The organism is Mucilaginibacter sp. JRF (genome assembly GCF_015223065.1).
Classification (GTDB): Bacteria; Bacteroidota; Bacteroidia; order Sphingobacteriales; family Sphingobacteriaceae; genus Mucilaginibacter.
Window position 1 is genome coordinate 271356 of record NZ_JADFBY010000003.1, and the last position, 20127, is coordinate 291482.

The following is a 20127-nucleotide window of genomic DNA, read 5'->3' on the forward strand; positions in this document are numbered from 1 at the left end:
AAAAATTAATTCGTTTCAGAAGCTGACGCCGCTGCTTTACGTTTTGTTAATTCGGTATTCAAACGAGCGATGTCCTTACGTACCTTTGTTATACGGCTTGGATTTTCAATAGCCGATACCGCGTGCGCAAATTTCAGTTTGGTAAGGTTGTTTTTTTCCTCACCGATCTTCGCAACCAAATCCTCGGTCGAAAGCTCTAAAATTTCTGAGTTCTTCATTTTATATTTTGTTGTATGCTGTAAGTTGTGAGTTGCAAGCAATATGTAACTCACAACTTTTCAACTTACAATGTTTATCCCACACTACAGGTATTCAATAAATGTTGTTTACCACCTGTAGCTACCACGTTTATGCTTCGGCGTAATCTCTACGCACTATGAATTTTGTTTGTACAGGTAATTTCTGTGCAGCAAGGCGTAATGCTTCTTTAGCAACTTCTAAAGGCACACCTTCTGCTTCAAAGATGATCCTGCCGGGGCGTACTACCGCTACCCAGTATTCAGGGGCACCTTTACCTTTACCCATACGTACCTCTGCTGGCTTTTTAGTTACAGGCTTGTCAGGGAAAATCCTGATCCATACCTGGCCTTCACGTTTCATGAAACGTGTTACAGCGATACGGGCTGCCTCGATCTGGCGGCTGGTTATCCAGGCCGGCTCGAGTGATTTTATACCGAAAGATCCGAATGAAAGCTCAGCACCACGGGTGGCTAAACCTTTCATCCTGCCTTTTTGCATCTTTCTGAACTTCGTTCTTTTTGGCTGTAGCATTTTTTTAAGCTTTTATATCTAAACGATGTCTGTCTCGACTTTGTTAATAATTATCTTCTACCTTGACCTTGTCCGCCCGGGCGATTACCGCCGCCGCGGTTGTTACCGCCTTGGCCACCGCGGTTGTTACCACCACGATTGTTACCACCCGGACCACGGTTACCGCCACCACGATTGTCACGACGTTCGCCACCGCGCTCGCCGCCTCTTTGGTTACGGTCACCAAATTGTGAGCCACCTTCCGGACGACCACCTTTACCACTTGGGCCGCTGTTGCTGCCAATGTTTGGAGATAGATCGCGTTTACCGTAAACTTCGCCTTTGCAGATCCATACTTTAACACCTATTTTACCATAAGTAGTTAAAGCTTCGCCTAAAGCGTAGTCAATATCAGCACGGAATGTGTGCAGAGGAATTCTTCCCTCTTTGTATTGCTCAGAACGTGCCATCTCAGCACCGCCTAAACGGCCTGACGTCATTACCTTGATACCTTCGGCACCCATTCTCATGGTTGACGCGATGGTGGTTTTCATGGCACGACGGAAAGATATACGTGCTTCTAATTGTTTTGCTATGCCTTCAGCTACTAATTGCGCGTCAAGCTCAGGACGTTTGATCTCGAAAATGTTGATCTGAACTTCTTTTTTAGTAAGTTTTTTCAACTCTTCTTTGATCTTGTCAACTTCCTGACCACCTTTACCGATAACGATACCCGGACGGGCAGTGTGTATAGTAACGGTGATGCGTTTTAAAGTACGTTCAATAACTACTTTTGATACGCCACCTTTGTTGATACGTGCTGAAAGATACTTGCGGATTTTTTCGTCCTCAACTAATTTGTCGGAGTAGTTGTTGCCACCGAACCAGTTAGAATCCCAGCCTCTGATGATTCCTAATCTGTTACCTATTGGATGTGCTTTCTGTCCCATTTCAAATTAATTGTTTTCGTTTTTACTATCCACAATAAGGGTTACGTGGTTTGAGCGCTTGCGGATGCGGTAACCTCTACCTTGCGGTGCAGGGCGCAATCTTTTAAGCTGGCGACCGCCACCTACTGAGATCTCTTTAACAAACAAGCCGGCTTCCTCAGCCTTTTTGCCTTCGTTTTTAGCTTCCCAGTTGGTAATTGCTGATACCAGTAATTTCTCAACACGAATAGCCGCTTCTTTATTAGTGAACTTTAAGATGTTTAAAGCTTCGAATACGTTTTTACCGCGTACTAAGTCAACTACCAAACGCATTTTGCGAGGTGAAGTTGGGCAGTCTTGTAACTTAGCAACAGAAGCACCTCCTTGTTGAGCTTTCGCAGCTTCTTTTTGTTGCCTGATTAGTACAGACCTTTTAATTTTTGTTGTTGCTTCCATTGCCTGTTATTTTTTCTTTTCTGCGTGACCACGGAATGTGCGTGTTGGAGCAAACTCTCCCAGCTTGTGACCAACCATGTTTTCTGTTACGTACACCGGTATAAACTTGTTGCCGTTGTGTACTGCAAATGTGTGACCAACGAAATCAGGAGAGATCATGGAACGGCGTGACCATGTTTTAACCACTGATTTTTTATTTGATTCATTCAGGACAAGAACTTTTCTTTCCAGGTTAAAATCAATATAAGGTCCTTTTTTAATTGAACGTGCCATTATTTCTTCCTTCTTTCAATGATGTAGCGATCCGATGTTTTCTTTTTGTCGCGAGTTTTGTAGCCTTTAGCTAACAAACCTTTGCGTGAACGTGGGTGACCACCTGATGAACGGCCTTCACCACCACCCATAGGGTGATCGACAGGGTTCATGGCAACACCACGAACGCGTGGCCTGCGACCTAACCAGCGCTTGCGGCCGGCTTTACCTAACACTTCGTTAGCCTTTTCAGAGTTTGAAACGGTACCGATAGTAGCAAGGCAGGTAGCCAGGATCATACGGGTTTCGCCTGAAGGTAATTTAATGATAGCATATTTACCATCACGTGCTGAAAGCTGAGCATAAGTACCTGCTGAACGAGCTATGGTACCACCCTGACCCGGGTTTAATTCAATGTTATGAATGATTGAACCCAGTGGGATGCTTTTTAATGGTAACGTGTTACCAACTTCAGGAGCTACGCTCTCGCCTGAAAGTACAGTTAAACCAACTGTTAAGCCTTCCGGCGCGATAATGTATCTCTTTTCACCATCAGCGTATACTAATAAAGCGATACGTGCTGAACGGTTTGGATCGTACTCAATAGTCGCAACTTTTGCAGGGATGTCAAATTTGTTACGTTTAAAGTCGATCAATCGGTATGATTTCTTATGTCCCCCACCGATATAACGCATGGTCATTTTACCGGAACTGTTACGTCCACCTGATTTCTTGTGTGATACTACAAGTGACTTTTCAGGCACGTTAGTAGTAACGTCAGAGTAATCGGCACCTACTCTGAAGCGGGTACCCGGAGTAACCGGTTTAAATCTTTTTACTGCCATCTCTGTTTTTATATTGTGCTATAAAAATCTATTACTTCACCGTCTTTCAACGTGATAACCGCTTTTTTGTAAGTAGCTGAGCGGCCTTGTACGGCACCAGCCTTAGTGTTGCGGGTTTTCAGTTTTCCAACGTATTTCATGGTGTTTACTGCTGTAACGTTAACACCATACATTTGCTCAATTGCTGCCTTGATCTGAATCTTATTAGCTCTGTGATCAACTTTGAAAGCATAACGGTTAAGCTTCTCAGTTAATTGAGCTACTTTTTCAGTAAGTAAAGGCTTCTTTAAAATTTCCATAATTACTTAGCTAACGCTTCCTCCAAAGTTTTAACAGTACCGGCAGTTAACAAAAGTTTGCCTGCGTTAAGCACATCATAAGTGTTTAACTGGTCGGCAGTGATCACCTTTGTTTTCTTCAGGTTTCTGCTTGATAAGTATACATTGTTATTTGCAGCAGGCAATACCAGCAATGTTTTAACGTCAGTAACGTTAAGATCGGCAACCAATTTAATGTAGTTCTTGGTTTTGATGCTGTCAAAAGTAAAGTCTTCCAACACAACGATGTTGTTATCTTTAGCTTTGTATGACAGTGCTGATTTACGAGCTAATGATTTAAGCTTTTTGTTCAGCTTAAAGCTGTAATCGCGCGGTTGCGGACCGAATACACGGCCACCACCGTTAAACAATGGCGATTTGATGCTACCCGCACGGGCACCACCTGTACCTTTTTGTTTGTATAGCTTGCGGGTTGAACCTGCAATTTCATTACGCTGTTTTGCTTTGTGTGTACCTTGGCGTTGGTTAGCTAAATAAAGCTTAACGTCAAGATAGATAGCATGGTCGTTTGGCTCAATTCCGAATACGGACTCAGGAAGCTGCACCTTGGCACCTGTTTCTTTACCTGAGATGTTCAATACATTAACTTCCATCTTATTTATCCACTATTACGAATGAACCCTTAGCTCCCGGAACGGAACCTTTAACAACTAATAGGTTTTGCTCAGCAAATACCTTTACTACTTCAAGGTTCTGTACCTTAACGCGAACGTTACCCATTTGACCAGCCATGCGCATACCTTTAAATACGCGTGAAGGCCATGATGAGGCACCTAATGAACCAGGAGCACGTAAACGGTTGTGCTGGCCGTGAGTTTGCATACCCACACCGCCAAAACCATGACGTTTTACAACACCCTGAAAACCTTTACCTTTTGAAGTACCAACCACGTCCACAAAATCGCCGATCTCAAAAATGCCGACAGTAACGGTGTCGCCTAATGTTTTTTGATCTTCGAATGATTTGAACTCAACCAGTTTGCTCCTTGGAGCAGTACCGGCTTTTTGGAAATGGCCTTTTAAAGGAGCAGTAGTGTTTTTTTCCTTTTTTTCGCCGTATGCCAACTGTACAGCAGCATACCCGTCTGTTTCAACAGACTTCACTTGCGTAACCACGCAAGGGCCAGCCTCGATCACAGTGCATGGGATATTTTTCCCTGACTCGTCGAAAATGCTGGTCATTCCTACTTTTTTACCAATAATTCCTGACATTTCTTTTAATTTGTTTGTGCCCATCGAAGCAGTAGGGCTTCGTTCAAGGCATATTATTCCCTTTTAAGGGACGGCAAAGTTAGAAATTTTACTTTAATTGTCAAATAGTTACGAAGTTATTTTTAAAATATTTATTTAGGTGTCACGCAGTTACGTCATCAGCCTCAATAAATCTCATTATTGTGCTTGGCCACAAGTTGATAATTGAATAAATTAGTTTACCTAACCTAAGCTGCATGAAACCAATTTTCACCTTAATTCTTATTACAATAAGTTCTATTGCCGCATACGGACAGCAAAATTCGGGCACGACAGATTCAACATTAAGAATAATTGACTCAAAAAGTCTTCAAATTTCTGATACAACTGAGCTGCTAATACCTGATGATAACGAAACACGACCTCAATTTAAAGGCGGCATTAAAGCATTTGGCAAATACATCGTAAACAATTTAAAATACCCTGAAGTAGCGCAACTTATAGGCATTAACGGCAAGTTGAAAGTGCAATTTGTAATTGATAAAGACGGAAGCATTGTTGATGCAACACCCTTAACCTGCATAGGTGCCGGTTGCGAGGCAGAGGCCGTAAGGGTTTTAACTAATTCGCCTAAGTGGATTCCGGGTACTCAAAGACTAAAGCCTGTAATAGTGCAATACATCATACCGATTGATTTTACTACACACAAGACAATGCTCACGATGAAGGAACTCCGTAGATCCAACTACGGTTTTCTGTTCCTGATAAAAGACAAGGTATACAACATGGATCAGGCCGAATAGGTGCTTGGCAAATCATTCCTATCAAACAGTATAATTATTGCCGAAGAACAGCATAACGAACAGCGCAAAATTGCCGGTAAAAAAAGCTACTTATTTATTGAAGATAGATGGTTAATCCATCAAACAGCACTATCTTCTGTGGCTTGCATTATCTCTGTTTCCTGCTCATTAGCATCGGTATTCCTTTTTACAAACGGATATATAGCATAACCGCTAATTATACCGGCTACCAGTCCTCCAATGTGCGCGGCATTATCAACCGAGCCTTTGATACCCATCAGCAGGTTAATGCCAATAAAAAAGGCCATGTTTGTAAGCAGAGCCTTGCGTTGAGCTGCTGTGTACATTTTGGTGGTTAACAAAGCTACATAAACACCGTACATACCAAATATAGCACCCGAAGCGCCGACGCCAACCGTTGCCGGGTGCCACCACAAGCTTGCCGCGCTACCTGCAAGGCCTGCAACTGTATAAGCTATAGCGAATTTTTTCGAGCCAATAACCGGCTCAAGCAGTAAGCCGATTAACATTAAGCCATACATATTTAACACCAGGTGCATAATACCCCCATGCAAAAACATGGCAGTAAACAAGCGCCAGTAATCGCCATCAATAACGGCAGGTCGGTAATCGGCACCCCAAGTAAGCAGGTCAGATGAGCGGAATGACAGAAAACCCAAACCGGCTATTACCATGGCAAAAAATATCGATATGTTCAGCAACATAACAACCGGTGATATACTATAACCCGGCCTTGGCCATAAAATACCTTTGACATCATTAAGCCATCCAGAATTGGATTTTTTGGAGTTTAGCTTGCGCTGATGATCATTGCGAAGCGGGAAAAACTGAATGACTATCAAAAAGATGAATGCACCTATACCAAACGAGCCAAATATCCAGCCAAAGCTTGCACCTGCGCGCGCCTCAAAGGGCTCGTAAACCGGTTTCAATAATATCGCGTCATCAGCCGATTGGGTTGTATCTGTTTGAATAATTGCTGTACGGAAATTACTTAGATTGTCGCTTTTAGGTACCTTTTCAAGATAAATAAATGTACCCTGGTCTACCTGGTCAAACTCCGTTTGTGATGCCTCAGCAAACCTGTTATACTCTTTCTCCTTATCTTCGGGCGACAGATCATTCGAGATGGTTTTCTTGTATGTAACAGCAAGCCAGGCATCGGGCTGTTCAATAATTAATGATCGCCCTTGATTATCACTACCTGTTTTTACCTCAAAATGTATAACACCATATTTACCTTTTTCGCCATACATTAAAGTTGACCTTTGAATATCTATGGTTTCCATAGATGCAATTCTGTTGCGAGGTATTCTGCTTATCTCTGCCTTAGAAGCTTCGCGCCCATTCACTATCAATAAAGCTTTTTTAAGGTTCAAATTGTCCTTGTTTTGCAGTGATAATAATAGGCTATCCACAGAGCGATCGGCAACTGTATCGTCTACCTTTGCATTGTGTATCGGCACAGCACAATAAATTGTCATATCAAAATTCTGATCGTACTTACCAGAAGTTTTAAATGCGGAATGTGAACGAACAGCCTGTTTATCGAGATAATACTGTTTCAGCTCATAGTATTTGGTTAGGGGCTGCTTTTTTATCGCACTGATGTATTCAAGCCGGGTAAGTTTACCTGTTGATGTTTCGATATAATTTAGGGCTATACATAAAGCGGCTCCTGACGAAAGGATTATAACAACTATAATACCACCTAACGGATCACGGCTTTTACTTGAGTTAAAATTTAAACGCTTTATTATTAAGCGGGTAAATATTAAAGAAACCAGCACTACCACCGCCCCCGGAATGATAAAATTTTGCCACATATCATCAAGTTCGATCAACTCAAACCTGACAAATATTAGCCAATGCAGTAAGGAGTAAGCGAGTATAGTAGTTACAGAGATAAATAAGTAAGGCAGAAACACGTGCCTCAGCTTTGCTAAAAATTGATTCATTGTATTGTGATAAGGTTTGATTATTTGTTTATTACTCCATTGTTAACCGCCTGATTAGTTCTGCGCTTTGCTTGTTGCCTTCGTCCAGCCTGTCCTTAAAAAAGGCTTGTACGTGGTTAAAGTGGTTCTTATAGCCCTCCATATCGCCGTAGCCTATAATTGACGACCACTCGCGCACGGCTGAGTGAAATTCCAGATCGTCGCCACGGATGGTTTTGTCGTACAGGGCGGTTTCTATTGATTCTTCCAGCAGTTCTTCGTTCTTGAACAGGTATTCGGCAATACCCAACCGTAAACGGAACGGCGGGGTTTGCGCTATCAGGTTATCGTACGGGCTAACGCCCAAATGGTACCAGGCATCAACCATACTCAATATACTTAAGTGCGAGTTGGGCTTACGCTGGGCGGGGCCATCGGCTAACGAGAACTCCTTCATTACGGCATCATTAAACATGATGGGTTTGCGGCTTTCGTGAAATACAAAATCGCGGGCGCGGTACAGCCTGTCGCGAAACTTTTGGCCCTCCTCCATGATCATCAGCTTAAACAGTTCTGACTCCGATTGTGCATAGCGTTTTACCTGCTGCCGCGCATACGGGTTCATGATAGCCAAACCGGCATATACGTGCGCCTTGTAGCTGAATATGCGCAGGGTAGTAAGTATCTTAACATTATCAATACCGCCATGGTACGATCCATTATCCCAGGGGAAGAAACCGGCATTGCTCCAGGCGGTGCCCATGCTTTCAAAACCCACGTGGGTTACGGCCTGTGTATCGGCCACAATGCGGTCGTGCTCGTGGTAGTCCTTTAACTCCACCACATCCGAACCTATGGCCGTGAACAGATCGAGCATGCGCTTGTAAGCATCGGCATTAGCACGATGGTTAATCAGTATCAGCTTTTGCCCTTCGGGTGCAAAGCCGGGGCCGTGCATGGCATGGAAGGTAATGATGTTGGTATCGGCAGGCAAATGTTTTTCAAAGGCTGTTATCTCGGGATGTTTTACCGAGGTTTGCCCGGCTACTATGGCGCCATATTTGGTGATAGGGCCGTACTCGGCTACTACCTGATCTATCTTTTCGGCCTCTACCGAGTATATAATGAGGTCGCAACGGTGAGCTATATCCTTACCGCTGTCTAATATTTTTACGTTATGCGGAGCAAGATCGGCTTCCAGCTTCTCGCGGTTATCGGGCATATCGCATCCGTACACCTCGTAACCTGCCTTTGCAAATGCCTTGGCGTATAAACGCCCCATATCGCCCAAACCAATAATGCCTATTAACATGCTGCTAATATAACTACGGTTGGCATATTTTGGAATGAAACATTATTTTCGTTTATTGCGCATGCTGATGCGGTTTATGTTAATATAGCCGCTGTGCAAGCTATTTTTATTCTGAAACTATCTAAAACTACACCTATGAAGAAATTATTTTTTACCCCGATAATTATTTTTATAGCGTTTTTTACAACCGCACAGTCGCAGGACACTACTAAGAAGGTAGCTGGCCCGCAAACACGCGCCCAAACCCAGGCTGCTGCCCCTGCACCGCAAAATACCGATCGCAGCCTTAACGGCCAATACCGTTACCTGCTTACCAAAACATACAATTACCAGCAACCCGTTATCGGCGCGTTTTACCGCAACGTAATGGATACCATTAAAACCGAGCGCTCGGCATTACGCAAGGCGCAGGCTACGGTTAACAGCCAGGCTGCAACCATTAAAAAGTTGAATGTTGATGTTACCGTTAAGGATGAAATGATATCGGCATCAAACGCTAAAATGGATCAGATAAATTTGTTGGGCATTGGCTTTACCAAAGCGGCTTACAATACCTTGATGTGGGGATTGGTGTTGGGCTTTGGCATTGCGTTGGCTATTGTTATTATTACCACCACCCGCTTTAGGCACGAGGCTAAATACCGCATTAAGCTTTTTAATGAACTGTCGGAGGAATTTCAGGCCTATAAAACCAAGGCTAACGAGAAAGAGAAGAAGCTTGCCCGCGAACTGCAAACAGAGCGCAATAAGCTTGATGAGCTGATGGGCAGATAATACGTACTATCCACTTTTATAATTTTTTAAAAAGACAGGCGGCAGCTTGCTTAATTATAAACGAACAGATATATTTAGGCTTTATCAACCTAATGATCAATGCCATGCCGTCATCCAAAAGGAATCACCTTTGTTATTTATTGCTGTTAGTACTGATAGTTTCGGGGCTGTGCTTTAACAGTGCCTATGCAGCAACATCATTTACTGATACCACCCGCAAGGTGCAAAGGTTAGATACGGTAATGTCTGTACGCGGCTTTGCCATCGGCGCGCCACGCCCAAAGGGACTGGATGATTTTATCAAATTCATCAATCAGGAGCTTGGCCCCCGCCATGTAAATACGCTGATATTACGGATAGATTATGCCTATCAATTTAAATCGCACCCGGAATTGGTGGATAGCTTCGCCCTATCAAAAAACGAGGTTAAACGCATTGTTAAGGCTTGCCGAGATAATAAGATAGCAATAGTTTGCCAGATCAACCTGCTTGGTCATCAATCATGGGCTAACAAGGTGGGTAAGCTGTTAAAAGCCTACCCGCAGTTTGATGAAACGCCCAACATCATCCCCCCGGCAAATTATAAATGGCCTAATGCCGATAGCCTGTACTGCAAAAGCTACTGCCCGTTGCACCCAGATGTACACAAGGTGGTGTTTGATGTGGTTGATGAGATATGCGACGCCTTTGAAACCAAAGCCTTTCACGCCGGAATGGATGAGGTGTTTTACATAGGCCATCAGCAATGCCCGCGTTGTGGAGGTAAGGACAAGGCCGCCTTGTATGCGGGTGAGGTGAAAAAGATCCGCGATCACCTGGCCGAAAAAGGCCGCTCGTTATGGATATGGGGCGATCGCCTGCTGGATGCCCGCCTAACCGGGCTGGGTATTTGGGAAGCCAGCATGAACAATACCGACCGCGCTATTGATATGATACCTAAGGATGTATTCATCTGCGACTGGCATTATGACCGCCCCGACCAAACTGCCGTGCTATTCGCCCTTAAAGGCTTGGATGTAGCCACCTGCACCTGGCGCAGTCCGCAGATAGCGGTACAACAAACGGAGGACATGATGCGTTTCCGTAAAAACTCTACCCCTGAGATGAAGGATCATTTTAAGGGAATGATATTGACGATATGGTCGCGCAATGATCAGTTTTTGGATGAGTTTAAACAGGGCAAAAGTGAGGGGTTATCGCAAGCGGAAACCTTCAGGCAGTTATTTACTAAGGTAAACAGCCTTTAAACGGCGGAAACACCTTCGCTCGTCATGATGATACGCCTGATAGTGCCATCATCATTGTAAAATAACCTGTCAACACATACCGCCCGGCGATGGCTGCCTCCGCCGGGCAATGCACCATTATGGTAAAAAAAGTAGTCTGCTTCCTTAAAGGTAACTATAGCCGGGCGATTGGTTTCGCAATTACCGGCAACCTCATTCAGTATGCCTTTAAATTGCCACAGGCCGTTAATATTTCTGCTGATGGCGTACGCCACCTTTTCGGGCTCGCCAAAGCCGTAGCACAGGTAATAGGTGCCATTGCGCTTATGTATGTGCGCTCCCTCGCTAAAGTATGGCAGGTTGAGTTTATAAATGTCGCTATCAATGCTGATCATATCATGGCTAAGTCGCGCGAAATAGCAGGTGCCCTTACCCCAAAAAATATAGGCCTGCCCGTCATCATCAATTAGTACCGATGGATCAAGGTTAGTCATTTCATCATTAACACCCGGCAGCATATCCAGATCTATCAATGCCGAACCCCGCGCATCAGTAAACGGCCCTTCCGGATTATCAGACACGGCCACCGCTATGGCTTTGCCTGTAATGGCAGCATGGGTTACGGCGGCATACCAATAGAATTTACCATTACGTTCAATCACCTTTGAGGCATAAGCATCGCCGCTTGCCCAGGTAAAATCAGTGGCGCGTAATGGCGTGGGGTGTTCGTGCCAGTTAACCATATCGGTTGATGAAAAGCAGCACCAATCATTCATCACATAATCGTCAATACCTTCGGGCGGGTCATCATGACCGGTATAGAGGTAAACACTTTGTTGGTGCACCAGCACCGTCGGATCGGCAGTAAATTTATGTTTAATGATTGGGTTACTCATGGCATCGGCATCTAATAACAATTATAACATCAACTGTTTAGTAAACTGCCCAACGCCAAAAAGGTTGACACAATTATGCGTTTATGGTATCATTATTGATGATTTTAAGCATCGCATCAGTATTTTGAACCATTAAACTATCAGGCTTATGAAAATCACCGTGAAAGAACCCTCAACAGGGGCGTTATTGAATTTAGATGCCAAGCCCGAAAAGCTTAACGGCGCGCAAGGCTATCGCATACAGCATGAAAATGGCTCGAGCTTTTTTATCAGCCACAGCGCGGGCACATGGCGATCAGGCGACAGCCATCATATTGAGCCGGAGTTTCTGGTGAACATTGGCCTCGCGCTTGAGGGTAATGAGCTTAGCGAACAGATCGACTCTACAGATAGCAATACCGATCAGTAGCGCGGGTTACTCGTGTTCTCTGTTCTTCAGGTCGGCAGCGACGCTGTTATCCGTTTTTTTGGTTTTGGGTTGTTGCTTGGCGGTGCGTTCTTCCGCTTCCTTAACCTCGTCTTTTTCACTGATGGGATGCTCTGTATGGAGTTCCTCTTTTTTATCACTATCGGTTTGATGTTGCTTTGCCATGGTGTGGTATTTATATAACTAACCTCTCCTTTCGGCCGATTGTTTAAAAGAAAATAAATTAATCAAAAAGAAACTATCTGAGATATAAATTAGTTATATTTATATCCCCGTACCATTATTGGTACCCGGCCTAAACTTCCTGGTTAAACTTAAATTATAATGTTATGGAACAGGAACTAAAGCATTATGAATTCATTAACCTGCAAACAGGTAATGTAATTTCGTACATATCGCTACCCGCGTCAATCACAGGTTTTAAACTGGAGCAACAGCTCGCTAAAAAGAAAACGGAACTGGCGATAAACAATCAGCTATACCTCGACTTGATCTACTGGCAGGATCATGATCATTGCATCAGATAGGTAAGAACAGCCTTAAAACAAAACAGCCATTTGCTTTTGGGCAAATGGCTGTTTCTATTTTCGGATCTTCCAGTACTATCACACTTTGATCTCTACTTCAACACCGCTTGGCAATTCAAGCTTCATTAAAGCATCAACAGTTTTTGAATTTGAACTGTAGATATCCAACAAACGCTTGTATGAGCAAAGTTGGAATTGCTCACGAGCTTTTTTGTTTACGTGTGGTGAACGTAATACAGTGAAAATTTTCTTTTCAGTTGGTAACGGAAGTGGTCCGCTAACTACAGCGCCAGTTGGCTTTACTGTTTTTACGATCTTCTCGGCTGACTTGTCAACCAAGTTGTAATCGTACGATTTCAATTTGATCCTGATTCTTTGGCTCATTTTAATTTACTTTTTGTGATTTCACCGATTGATTTGTGATCTCACTGATTTATTGATTGATCAGCACCTAAGAGCTATTTATTAGGCAATGATCTGTTTATTGATAATTGCACTAATTCATTCGTGAAAACACAAACGAATCAGTGCAATCATGTAAGATATTAATCTTCTTCGCCTTTTTTGCGGCCTTTGTTTTTAGCCACAACCTCTTCCTGTACGTTACGAGGAGCTTCTTCATAGTGGTCAAACTCCATGGTTGAAGTTGCACGACCTGAAGTGATGGTACGTAATTGAGTTACGTAACCGAACATCTCAGAAAGTGGCACCATAGCCTTGATCACTTGTGAACCGTTACGGGTATCCATACCTTGCAGCTGGCCACGACGACGGTTCATGTCACCGATAACGTCACCCATGTTTTCTTCAGGGGTTAAGATCTCGATCTTCATGATCGGTTCAAGCAATACCGGTTTACATTTTGGCAATGCCTCACGGTAAGCTGAACGACCGGCGATCTCGAAAGATAACGCATCCGAATCGACAGCGTGGAATGAACCATCTATCAAACGAACTTTTAAGCTTGTAAGCGGGAAGCCTGCAAGTACACCGTTATCCATTGCTGATTTGAAGCCTTTTTCAACAGATGGGATAAACTCGCGAGGGATTGAACCACCCACTATCTCGTTAATAAATTGTAAGCCTTCTTTCTCGTCATCAGCAGGAGAGATGATAACTTGAATATCAGCGAATTTACCACGACCACCGGTTTGTTTCTTGTAAGTTTCGCGGTGTTGGGTAGTACCGGTGATAGCCTCTTTGTAAGCTACCTGTGGCGCACCCTGGTTAACCTCAACCTTAAACTCACGTTTCAAACGATCCATGATGATATCAAGGTGAAGCTCACCCATACCTGAGATTACAGTTTGACCTGTATCCTGATCTGTTTGTACGCGGAAGGTTGGATCTTCCTCAGCTAATTTACCAAGAGCGATACCTAATTTATCAACGTCGGCCTGAGTTTTAGGCTCAATAGCCAAACCGATAACCGGCTCAGGGAACTGCATTGACTCTAACACGATAGGGTGTTTTTCGTCGCAAAGGGTATCACCTGTTTTAATATCCTTAAAGCCTACTACCGCGGCAATATCACCTGCACCTACGTTAGGGATAGGGTTTTGCTTGTTAGCATGCATTTGGAATATACGAGAGATACGCTCTTTGTTCTCTGAACGCATGTTGTATACATATGAACCGGCATCCAGGTTACCTGAATAAACACGGATGAAGCACAAACGACCTACGAATGGGTCGGTAGCGATCTTAAATGCAAGGGCTGAGAATGGCTCTTTAACATCCGGCTGACGGGTGATCTCCTCACCTGTTTCAGGGTTAGTACCGGTGATAGCGTCAACATCAAGTGGCGAAGGCAACAACTCCATTACATAATCAAGCATGGTTTGTACACCTTTGTTTTTGAATGATGAACCGCAAGTCATCGGAACGATCTTACCGGCTAATGTAGCCTGACGTAAAGCGTCAAGAACTTCACGCTCAGTGATAGTGGTAGGATCGTCAAAGAATTTCTCCATCAGCGTATCGTCAAACTCGGCAACAGCTTCAAGTAATTTTTCTCTCCACTCGTTAGCTTCGTCAATCAGATCGTCAGGAATCGGCACTTCGGTAAAAGTCATACCTTTATCGTGCTCATTCCAAACCACACCACGGAAGTTGATCAAATCAACCACACCTTTAAAGCCATCTTCAGCACCGATAGGGATTTGCAGTGGTACAGCGTGGCTGCCCAGCATCTCTCTTACTTGCTTAACAACTTTCAAAAAGTCAGCACCTGAACGGTCCATTTTGTTAACGAAACCGATACGTGGTACGTTGTAGTTGTTAGCCAAACGCCAGTTAGTTTCTGACTGTGGCTCAACACCATCAACTGCTGAGAAAAGGAATACCAGACCATCAAGTACACGTAATGAACGGTTTACCTCTACGGTAAAATCCACGTGACCCGGGGTATCAATAACGTTTACCTGGTATTTGTTGCTGCGGTAGTTCCAGAACACGGTAGTAGCTGCCGAAGTGATGGTGATACCACGCTCCTGCTCTTGCGCCATCCAGTCCATCGTAGCTGCACCTTCGTGCACCTCACCAATTTTGTGGCTCACACCGGCATAATAAAGAATACGCTCGGTAGTGGTGGTTTTACCGGCATCAATGTGAGCGGCAATACCTATGTTTCTTGTATATTTAAGATCTCTTGACATCTTTTGTTATTTATTGATTTGTTGAATTACTGATTTAATGATTAATAGTATGTTACTTAATCAACAATTCAGTAATTCAATCCATCAGTAATATTTTAGAACCTGAAGTGTGAGAACGCTTTGTTGGCTTCAGCCATTTTGTGCGTATCTTCCTTCTTTTTAACCGCGGCACCTTCACCTTTTGAAGCTGAGATGATCTCACCGGCTAATTTCTCCATCATGGTTTTTTCACCACGTTTACGAGCATAGCTGATAAGCCATTTCATACCTAAAGCGATTTTACGCTCCGGACGAACCTCAGTTGGAACCTGGAAGTTAGCACCACCTACACGGCGAGATTTAACTTCAACAGCAGGCATAACGTTGTTTAATGCTTTTTTCCAGGTATCTAAACCGCTTTCGCTGGTTTTCTTTTCAACAATATCAACAGCATTGTAAAAAATTGAGTACGCGGTAGATTTTTTACCATCATACATCATGTTATTTACAAACCTTGTTACCAAAGTATCATTGAACCTTGGATCAGGAAGGATAATTCTCTTTTTTGGTTTCGACTTTCTCATTTTCTATTATCCTCCTTATTATTTCTTTTTACCTTTTGCAGGTGCAGCAGCTGCCTGACCTGGTTTAGGACGCTTAGTACCATATTTAGAACGGCGCTGATTACGGCCGGCAACACCTGAAGTATCTAAAGCACCACGGATGATGTGGTAACGTACACCAGGTAAATCCTTAACACGACCGCCACGGATTAACACGATAGAGTGCTCTTGTAAGTTGTGACCTTCACCCGGAATGTAGGCGTTAACCTCTTTACCGTTAGTAAGGCGCACACGGGCAACTTTACGCATTGCTGAGTTTGGTTTTTTAGGGGTAGTGGTGTACACACGGGTGCACACGCCTCTTCGCTGTGGACAGCTGTCCAACGCTGGTGACTTACTCTTGTCTTCCAGAGCTACTCTACCTTTTCTAACTAATTGCTGAATAGTAGGCATTTCTTGCTTTGTTTCTTTACAGTTTTATTCCTATTTTAAGGACTGCAAAAGTACGGAGTAATTTTTGATTTTCAAGTACTTGATTAAAAATATTTTAGAGATGCGAAATCATCCCTTAAAAAGGTCGGCGAATTATACTGCAACAATAAATAGCAGCAGCATTATAAATTAACACTCAGAATTGTATGTGCCGCTGTTTATAAAGCGCATATCTCCCTGATACTCTCGCTCACCGGTTTAAATTCAATGCCGATAGCTTTCTTGATCTTGGAGTTATCAAAGTACTTGGTGGTAACAGCTGATTGTGCAGCTATTTTATCAAGGAATGGGTCTTTACCGGTAATGGCGGCAATAAAGGCTGCGGCGCGCCAGGCCAGGTTCATCACCCAGGGTTTGGCTTCTTTGGCGGGCACCGGTATGCCGTAGCCCTGAGCTATTTCTTCAACTAACTGTTTATACGCAAGGTTTTCGGAATTGATAATGAAGCGCTCGGCGGTAATATCGCTGTTCATCAGCGCGATCATGCTTTTGGCTACATCCTGCACATCAACCAATCCGGCGGTGCCGCTGGTGTAAAACTTCAAGCCCTTACGTACCGTATTAAATATCTGCCCGGTACCCTCATCTCCGGCATTTACACCGATAATGAGCGATGGGTTTACAATAACCGCATCCAACCCTTCGGCAATACCGCGCCACACTTCCATCTCGCTTTCCAGCTTTGATATGGCATAACCGTCGGTTTCGGTACTTACATCTAAATGGGTATTCTCTGTAATAACCTCACCGGGCTTAGCCAGGCCCAATGCCGCGATGGAGCTTACATGCACCAGCTTGCAATTATTATCAAGGCACAGGTTTACTATGTTAGCCGTACCCGCAACGTTGGCGGCAATCATCGGGTTTTTTTCCTTTTGCTTTAACGACACCCATGCCGCGGCATGATACACCTGCGTTACACCTGCAAAAGCATCCTCCAAAGCGAACACATCCAGCATATCCGCATCAAACCATTCAATAAGCGCCGCATGGGGTTTCAGTATCTCAGGTATAACCGACGATGCACGTTTAATACAACGCACACGCTCACCCTGCTTTACCAATTGCAAAGCAACCTCAGCCCCCAAAAAACCTGTTGCGCCAGTTATTAAGATCATGCTGCAAATGTGCGAATTGTTTTTGAACTATTGTCTGAACCAGAATTATCGGAGTTGTCTGAACCAGAATTTACGGAATTTGTCTTGAACCTGAATTTTCAGAATTAATGAATTAGCAGAATGTGAAGTACCCAAGAAATTCTGAAAATCCTAAAATTCTGAAAATTCAGGTTCAGACAATAGTTCAAAAACAATTCGCACATTTGCACTTCAACATATCCGCACATCAATATGTCATTAGCTGATTTTTTTACCCCGATAGACCTGAAGCGTATAACTCCTAAAAAGGGCTATTACACCAGTCAGTTAGGCGCAAAAATTGAGCATCACTCTGTTGATTTTCCTGATCTGGAGCAAAAGGTTGACATTGCCATAATTGGTGTTCAGGAAGGCCGCAATGCCGATAATAATGATGGCTGCTCGCACGGGCCGGATCATGTGCGCGAAAAGTTATATATACTTAACGAGGGTAATTACAATACCAAGATAGTCGACCTGGGTAACATCAGGCAGGGTGCCGCGGTTACTGATACTTACTATGCCCTTAAAACCGTAGTGGAGGAACTGATCAAACAAGATATCTTTCCATTAATAATAGGCGGTAGCCAGGATCTGACCTATGCCCAGTATCTCGGTTACGAAAACCTGGAACAAAAGGTAGACCTGGTGGTGATCGATTCGCATTTTGATATTGAGGATGACACCAATCACGGCACTATTGAAACCTCATCGGCATCGTACTTAAGCAAAATATTTTTGCACGAACCTAACTACCTGTTCAACTTCAGTAACCTGGGGTATCAAACCTACTTCACCAGCCAGGAAAGCCTGCGCGTAATGGAGAAGCTATATTTTGATGTGCATCGACTGGGTGAATTGAGCGGACAAGTTGCCGTTACCGAGCCCATCGTACGTAATGCCAACATGATCAGTTTTGACGTTTCGGCCATACGCTCGGCCGAGGCTATGGGGAATGCCAACGCTACGCCAAATGGTTTTTACGGCGAGGAGGCTTGTCAGCTTTGCCGATACGCGGGCTTTAATGACAAGCTAAGTTCGATAGGATTTTACGAATACAACCCGGCTTACGATAGCAACGGCCAAACCGCCATGCTGCTGGCGCAAATGATATGGTGTTTTGTAGATGGTTTTTATAACCGCAAGCGCGATTTCCCGCTCAACCCGAAATCGCAGTATCTGATATACAAAACCAGCCTTAAGCACGACGACCATGAACTGGTATTTGTAAAAAGCAAAAAATCCGACCGTTGGTGGATGCAGGTGCCCTACCCTACGCATGGCTCTATGAATGAGCGTTTCCATTTGGTGCCTTGCAGGTACGAGGATTATAAAACTGCCGTATCCGGCGAAATGCCCGACCTTTGGTGGCGCACTTATCAAAAACTCGCCTGATACAATTAGGTAGTTATTTACACGTTAATCAGTTAATGAAAAAAATTACTCTGGCCGCTGCCCTTTTATTACCGGCAATGGCTTTTGCGCAAACCGATGCGCCTTTTAAAATAAACGGAAAACTGGGCAAGCTAAACGCCCCCGCCAAAGCTTACCTGGCTTACCGCGTAGGCGATAATAATGTTACCGATTCGGCCGAGTTTAAAAACGGCACCTTTGAATTTAACGGCCGTATAATTGAGCCTACCAATGCCACGCTGTTTATTGATCGCCGGGGATTGGGTTTTGAGCGTTATGTTGATCTGAACTTTCAGGATGGGGGGCAATCAAAAACCGCCGAGATGCTGCCGTTGTTTATCGGCAAGGAAAGCTTTACCATTACCGGTACCGATTCGGTTAGTAAAGCTACCATCAACGGTTCTAAAATAAACGACGATAACAAAAAGCTGGTTGATCTGCTTAAGCCTATCAACGAGAAAGCTAAAAAAATAAATACCGAAGCTGCCGCCGCTACCGATCAGCAGAAAAGTTCGGCAGCGTTTCAAAACAGCATGCAGGCCAAATACAAGGCGCTGCAAACCGAACAAAAAACGGTGATGAAGAACTTTATTACGGAAAACCCCGACAGCTTTATCAGTCTGCTTGCGGTAAGTTCGCTGGGTGGCCCCTCGCCCGAACCTTCGGAGATAGAGCCTCTGTTCAGTAAATTAAGCCCGGAGTTAAAGAGCTCGACAGGAGGCAAGGCTATTCAGCATGCTTTAGAAGGTTTGCGCAGTACCGCAATTGGTGCCATGGCTCCCGACTTTACGCAGAACGATGTGAACGGCAAACCGGTTAGCCTGTCATCATTCAGAGGGAAATACGTGCTGATAGATTTTTGGGCCGCCTGGTGCAAGCCCTGCCGTATGGAAAACCCAAATGTGGTGAAGGCCTACTATCTGTATAAGGATAAAAACTTTACCGTGTTAGGTGTATCATTAGATCCGCAAAGTGCTAAAGCTTCATGGCTGGAAGCCATTAAACAGGATGGACTGGTATGGACGCAGGTATCTGACCTGAAATACTGGAACAACGAAGCCGCCGGACTTTACGGCGTACGCTCTATACCACAAAACTTTTTAATAGGTCCCGATGGAAAGATCATCGCCAAAAACCTGCGTGGTGATGACCTTGACGAAAAGCTTGCCGAACTGTTAGGTGGCAAAAAGAAATCGAGATAAA

Annotated in this window: 25 protein-coding genes; 7 read left to right on the forward strand and 18 right to left on the reverse strand. The window is 44.0% G+C overall.

What is annotated here, in order from left to right:
• Nucleotides 1-5: 5 nt before the first annotated feature.
• The 9 genes from rpmC to rplC all read right to left on the reverse strand — a co-directional run bounded on the left by rpmC (nt 6) and on the right by rplC (nt 4782).
• The gene (rpmC, locus tag IM792_RS09905) at nt 6-218 is read right to left on the reverse strand and encodes a 50S ribosomal protein L29 (protein ID WP_194101690.1); all 213 of its coding nucleotides are present in this window, start codon (nt 216-218) and stop codon (nt 6-8) included.
• Between the two features lie 130 nt (nt 219-348).
• On the reverse strand, nt 349-771 hold the full coding sequence (gene rplP / locus IM792_RS09910; protein ID WP_127704048.1) for a 50S ribosomal protein L16: 423 nt from the start codon (nt 769-771) through the stop codon (nt 349-351).
• Nucleotides 772-821: 50 nt separating this feature from the next.
• A complete protein-coding gene (rpsC, locus tag IM792_RS09915; protein WP_194101691.1) occupies nt 822-1700 on the reverse strand; it encodes a 30S ribosomal protein S3 in 879 nt (292 codons plus the stop codon).
• Between the two features lie 6 nt (nt 1701-1706).
• On the reverse strand, nt 1707-2135 hold the full coding sequence (gene rplV / locus IM792_RS09920) for a 50S ribosomal protein L22 (protein ID WP_194101692.1): 429 nt from the start codon (nt 2133-2135) through the stop codon (nt 1707-1709).
• Nucleotides 2136-2141: 6 nt separating this feature from the next.
• Nucleotides 2142-2408 (reverse strand): 30S ribosomal protein S19, encoded by a 267-nt coding sequence (gene rpsS, locus IM792_RS09925; protein WP_166586580.1) that lies wholly within the window; start codon nt 2406-2408, stop codon nt 2142-2144.
• A complete protein-coding gene (gene rplB, locus IM792_RS09930) occupies nt 2408-3232 on the reverse strand; it encodes a 50S ribosomal protein L2 (RefSeq protein ID WP_194101693.1) in 825 nt (274 codons plus the stop codon). Before rplB ends, rpsS begins: the two co-directional genes overlap by 1 nt.
• Nucleotides 3233-3240: 8 nt before the next feature.
• Complete coding sequence (gene rplW / locus IM792_RS09935) at nt 3241-3531, reverse strand: 50S ribosomal protein L23 (protein ID WP_194101694.1); 291 nt, start codon at nt 3529-3531, stop codon at nt 3241-3243.
• Between the two features lie 2 nt (nt 3532-3533).
• Nucleotides 3534-4163, reverse strand: coding sequence for a 50S ribosomal protein L4 (gene rplD, locus IM792_RS09940; protein WP_194101695.1), 630 nt, complete (start codon nt 4161-4163; stop codon nt 3534-3536).
• 1 nt (nt 4164) lies between these two features.
• Nucleotides 4165-4782 (reverse strand): 50S ribosomal protein L3, encoded by a 618-nt coding sequence (rplC, locus tag IM792_RS09945; RefSeq protein ID WP_194101696.1) that lies wholly within the window; start codon nt 4780-4782, stop codon nt 4165-4167.
• A gap of 236 nt (nt 4783-5018) precedes the next feature.
• Here rplC and IM792_RS09950 point away from each other — a divergent pair, with 236 nt between their 5' ends.
• Nucleotides 5019-5564: an energy transducer TonB gene (locus IM792_RS09950; RefSeq protein ID WP_194101697.1), complete on the forward strand. Its 546-nt coding sequence runs from the start codon at nt 5019-5021 to the stop codon at nt 5562-5564.
• A 119-nt stretch (nt 5565-5683) separates the two neighbouring features.
• Here IM792_RS09950 and IM792_RS09955 read toward each other — a convergent pair whose 3' ends face one another.
• Together IM792_RS09955 and IM792_RS09960 are read right to left on the reverse strand one after the other, a co-directional pair.
• Nucleotides 5684-7543 carry a rhomboid family intramembrane serine protease gene (locus IM792_RS09955; protein WP_194101698.1) on the reverse strand — a complete coding sequence of 620 codons (1860 nt, stop codon included), beginning with the start codon at nt 7541-7543 and terminating at the stop codon, nt 5684-5686.
• Nucleotides 7544-7574: 31 nt separating this feature from the next.
• The gene (locus tag IM792_RS09960; protein WP_194101699.1) at nt 7575-8834 is read right to left on the reverse strand and encodes a prephenate dehydrogenase; all 1260 of its coding nucleotides are present in this window, start codon (nt 8832-8834) and stop codon (nt 7575-7577) included.
• 135 nt (nt 8835-8969) lie between these two features.
• Between IM792_RS09960 and IM792_RS09965 the strand changes: the two genes are divergently transcribed.
• Nucleotides 8970-9608: a hypothetical protein gene (locus tag IM792_RS09965; protein ID WP_194101700.1), complete on the forward strand. Its 639-nt coding sequence runs from the start codon at nt 8970-8972 to the stop codon at nt 9606-9608.
• Between the two features lie 92 nt (nt 9609-9700).
• The gene (locus tag IM792_RS09970; protein ID WP_228085012.1) at nt 9701-10855 is read left to right on the forward strand and encodes a family 20 glycosylhydrolase; all 1155 of its coding nucleotides are present in this window, start codon (nt 9701-9703) and stop codon (nt 10853-10855) included.
• On the opposite strand, the gene IM792_RS09975 is transcribed toward IM792_RS09970, so the two are convergent.
• Nucleotides 10852-11730 (reverse strand): glycoside hydrolase family 43 protein, encoded by an 879-nt coding sequence (locus tag IM792_RS09975; protein ID WP_194101701.1) that lies wholly within the window; start codon nt 11728-11730, stop codon nt 10852-10854. The genes IM792_RS09970 and IM792_RS09975 overlap by 4 nt on opposite strands.
• Nucleotides 11731-11878: 148 nt before the next feature.
• Between IM792_RS09975 and IM792_RS09980 the strand changes: the two genes are divergently transcribed.
• Complete coding sequence (locus IM792_RS09980; protein ID WP_194101702.1) at nt 11879-12139, forward strand: hypothetical protein; 261 nt, start codon at nt 11879-11881, stop codon at nt 12137-12139.
• A 6-nt stretch (nt 12140-12145) separates the two neighbouring features.
• Here the strand turns inward: IM792_RS09980 and IM792_RS09985 are convergent, their stop codons facing one another.
• Nucleotides 12146-12322, reverse strand: coding sequence for a hypothetical protein (locus IM792_RS09985; protein WP_194101703.1), 177 nt, complete (start codon nt 12320-12322; stop codon nt 12146-12148).
• Between the two features lie 164 nt (nt 12323-12486).
• Here IM792_RS09985 and IM792_RS09990 point away from each other — a divergent pair, with 164 nt between their 5' ends.
• Nucleotides 12487-12684: a hypothetical protein gene (locus tag IM792_RS09990; RefSeq protein ID WP_194101704.1), complete on the forward strand. Its 198-nt coding sequence runs from the start codon at nt 12487-12489 to the stop codon at nt 12682-12684.
• 78 nt (nt 12685-12762) lie between these two features.
• Here the strand turns inward: IM792_RS09990 and rpsJ are convergent, their stop codons facing one another.
• The 5 genes from rpsJ to IM792_RS10015 all read right to left on the reverse strand — a co-directional run bounded on the left by rpsJ (nt 12763) and on the right by IM792_RS10015 (nt 17493).
• Complete coding sequence (gene rpsJ / locus IM792_RS09995; protein ID WP_022830652.1) at nt 12763-13068, reverse strand: 30S ribosomal protein S10; 306 nt, start codon at nt 13066-13068, stop codon at nt 12763-12765.
• Nucleotides 13069-13229: 161 nt separating this feature from the next.
• Nucleotides 13230-15341, reverse strand: a complete 2112-nt coding sequence (gene fusA / locus IM792_RS10000) for an elongation factor G (RefSeq protein ID WP_194101705.1) — start codon at nt 15339-15341, stop codon at nt 13230-13232.
• Between the two features lie 95 nt (nt 15342-15436).
• Nucleotides 15437-15904: a 30S ribosomal protein S7 gene (gene rpsG, locus IM792_RS10005; protein ID WP_194101706.1), complete on the reverse strand. Its 468-nt coding sequence runs from the start codon at nt 15902-15904 to the stop codon at nt 15437-15439.
• An 18-nt stretch (nt 15905-15922) separates the two neighbouring features.
• On the reverse strand, nt 15923-16336 hold the full coding sequence (gene rpsL / locus IM792_RS10010) for a 30S ribosomal protein S12 (protein ID WP_079717716.1): 414 nt from the start codon (nt 16334-16336) through the stop codon (nt 15923-15925).
• A 197-nt stretch (nt 16337-16533) separates the two neighbouring features.
• Entirely contained in the window at nt 16534-17493 is a 960-nt protein-coding gene (locus IM792_RS10015) for an NAD-dependent epimerase/dehydratase family protein (protein ID WP_194101707.1), read from the reverse strand.
• A 231-nt stretch (nt 17494-17724) separates the two neighbouring features.
• Between IM792_RS10015 and IM792_RS10020 the strand changes: the two genes are divergently transcribed.
• Both IM792_RS10020 and IM792_RS10025 read left to right on the forward strand, forming a co-directional pair.
• Entirely contained in the window at nt 17725-18906 is a 1182-nt protein-coding gene (locus tag IM792_RS10020; protein ID WP_194101708.1) for a formimidoylglutamase, read from the forward strand.
• Nucleotides 18907-18941: 35 nt separating this feature from the next.
• A complete protein-coding gene (locus IM792_RS10025) occupies nt 18942-20126 on the forward strand; it encodes an AhpC/TSA family protein (protein WP_194101709.1) in 1185 nt (394 codons plus the stop codon).
• The last annotated feature ends 1 nt before the right edge of the window (nt 20127 follow it).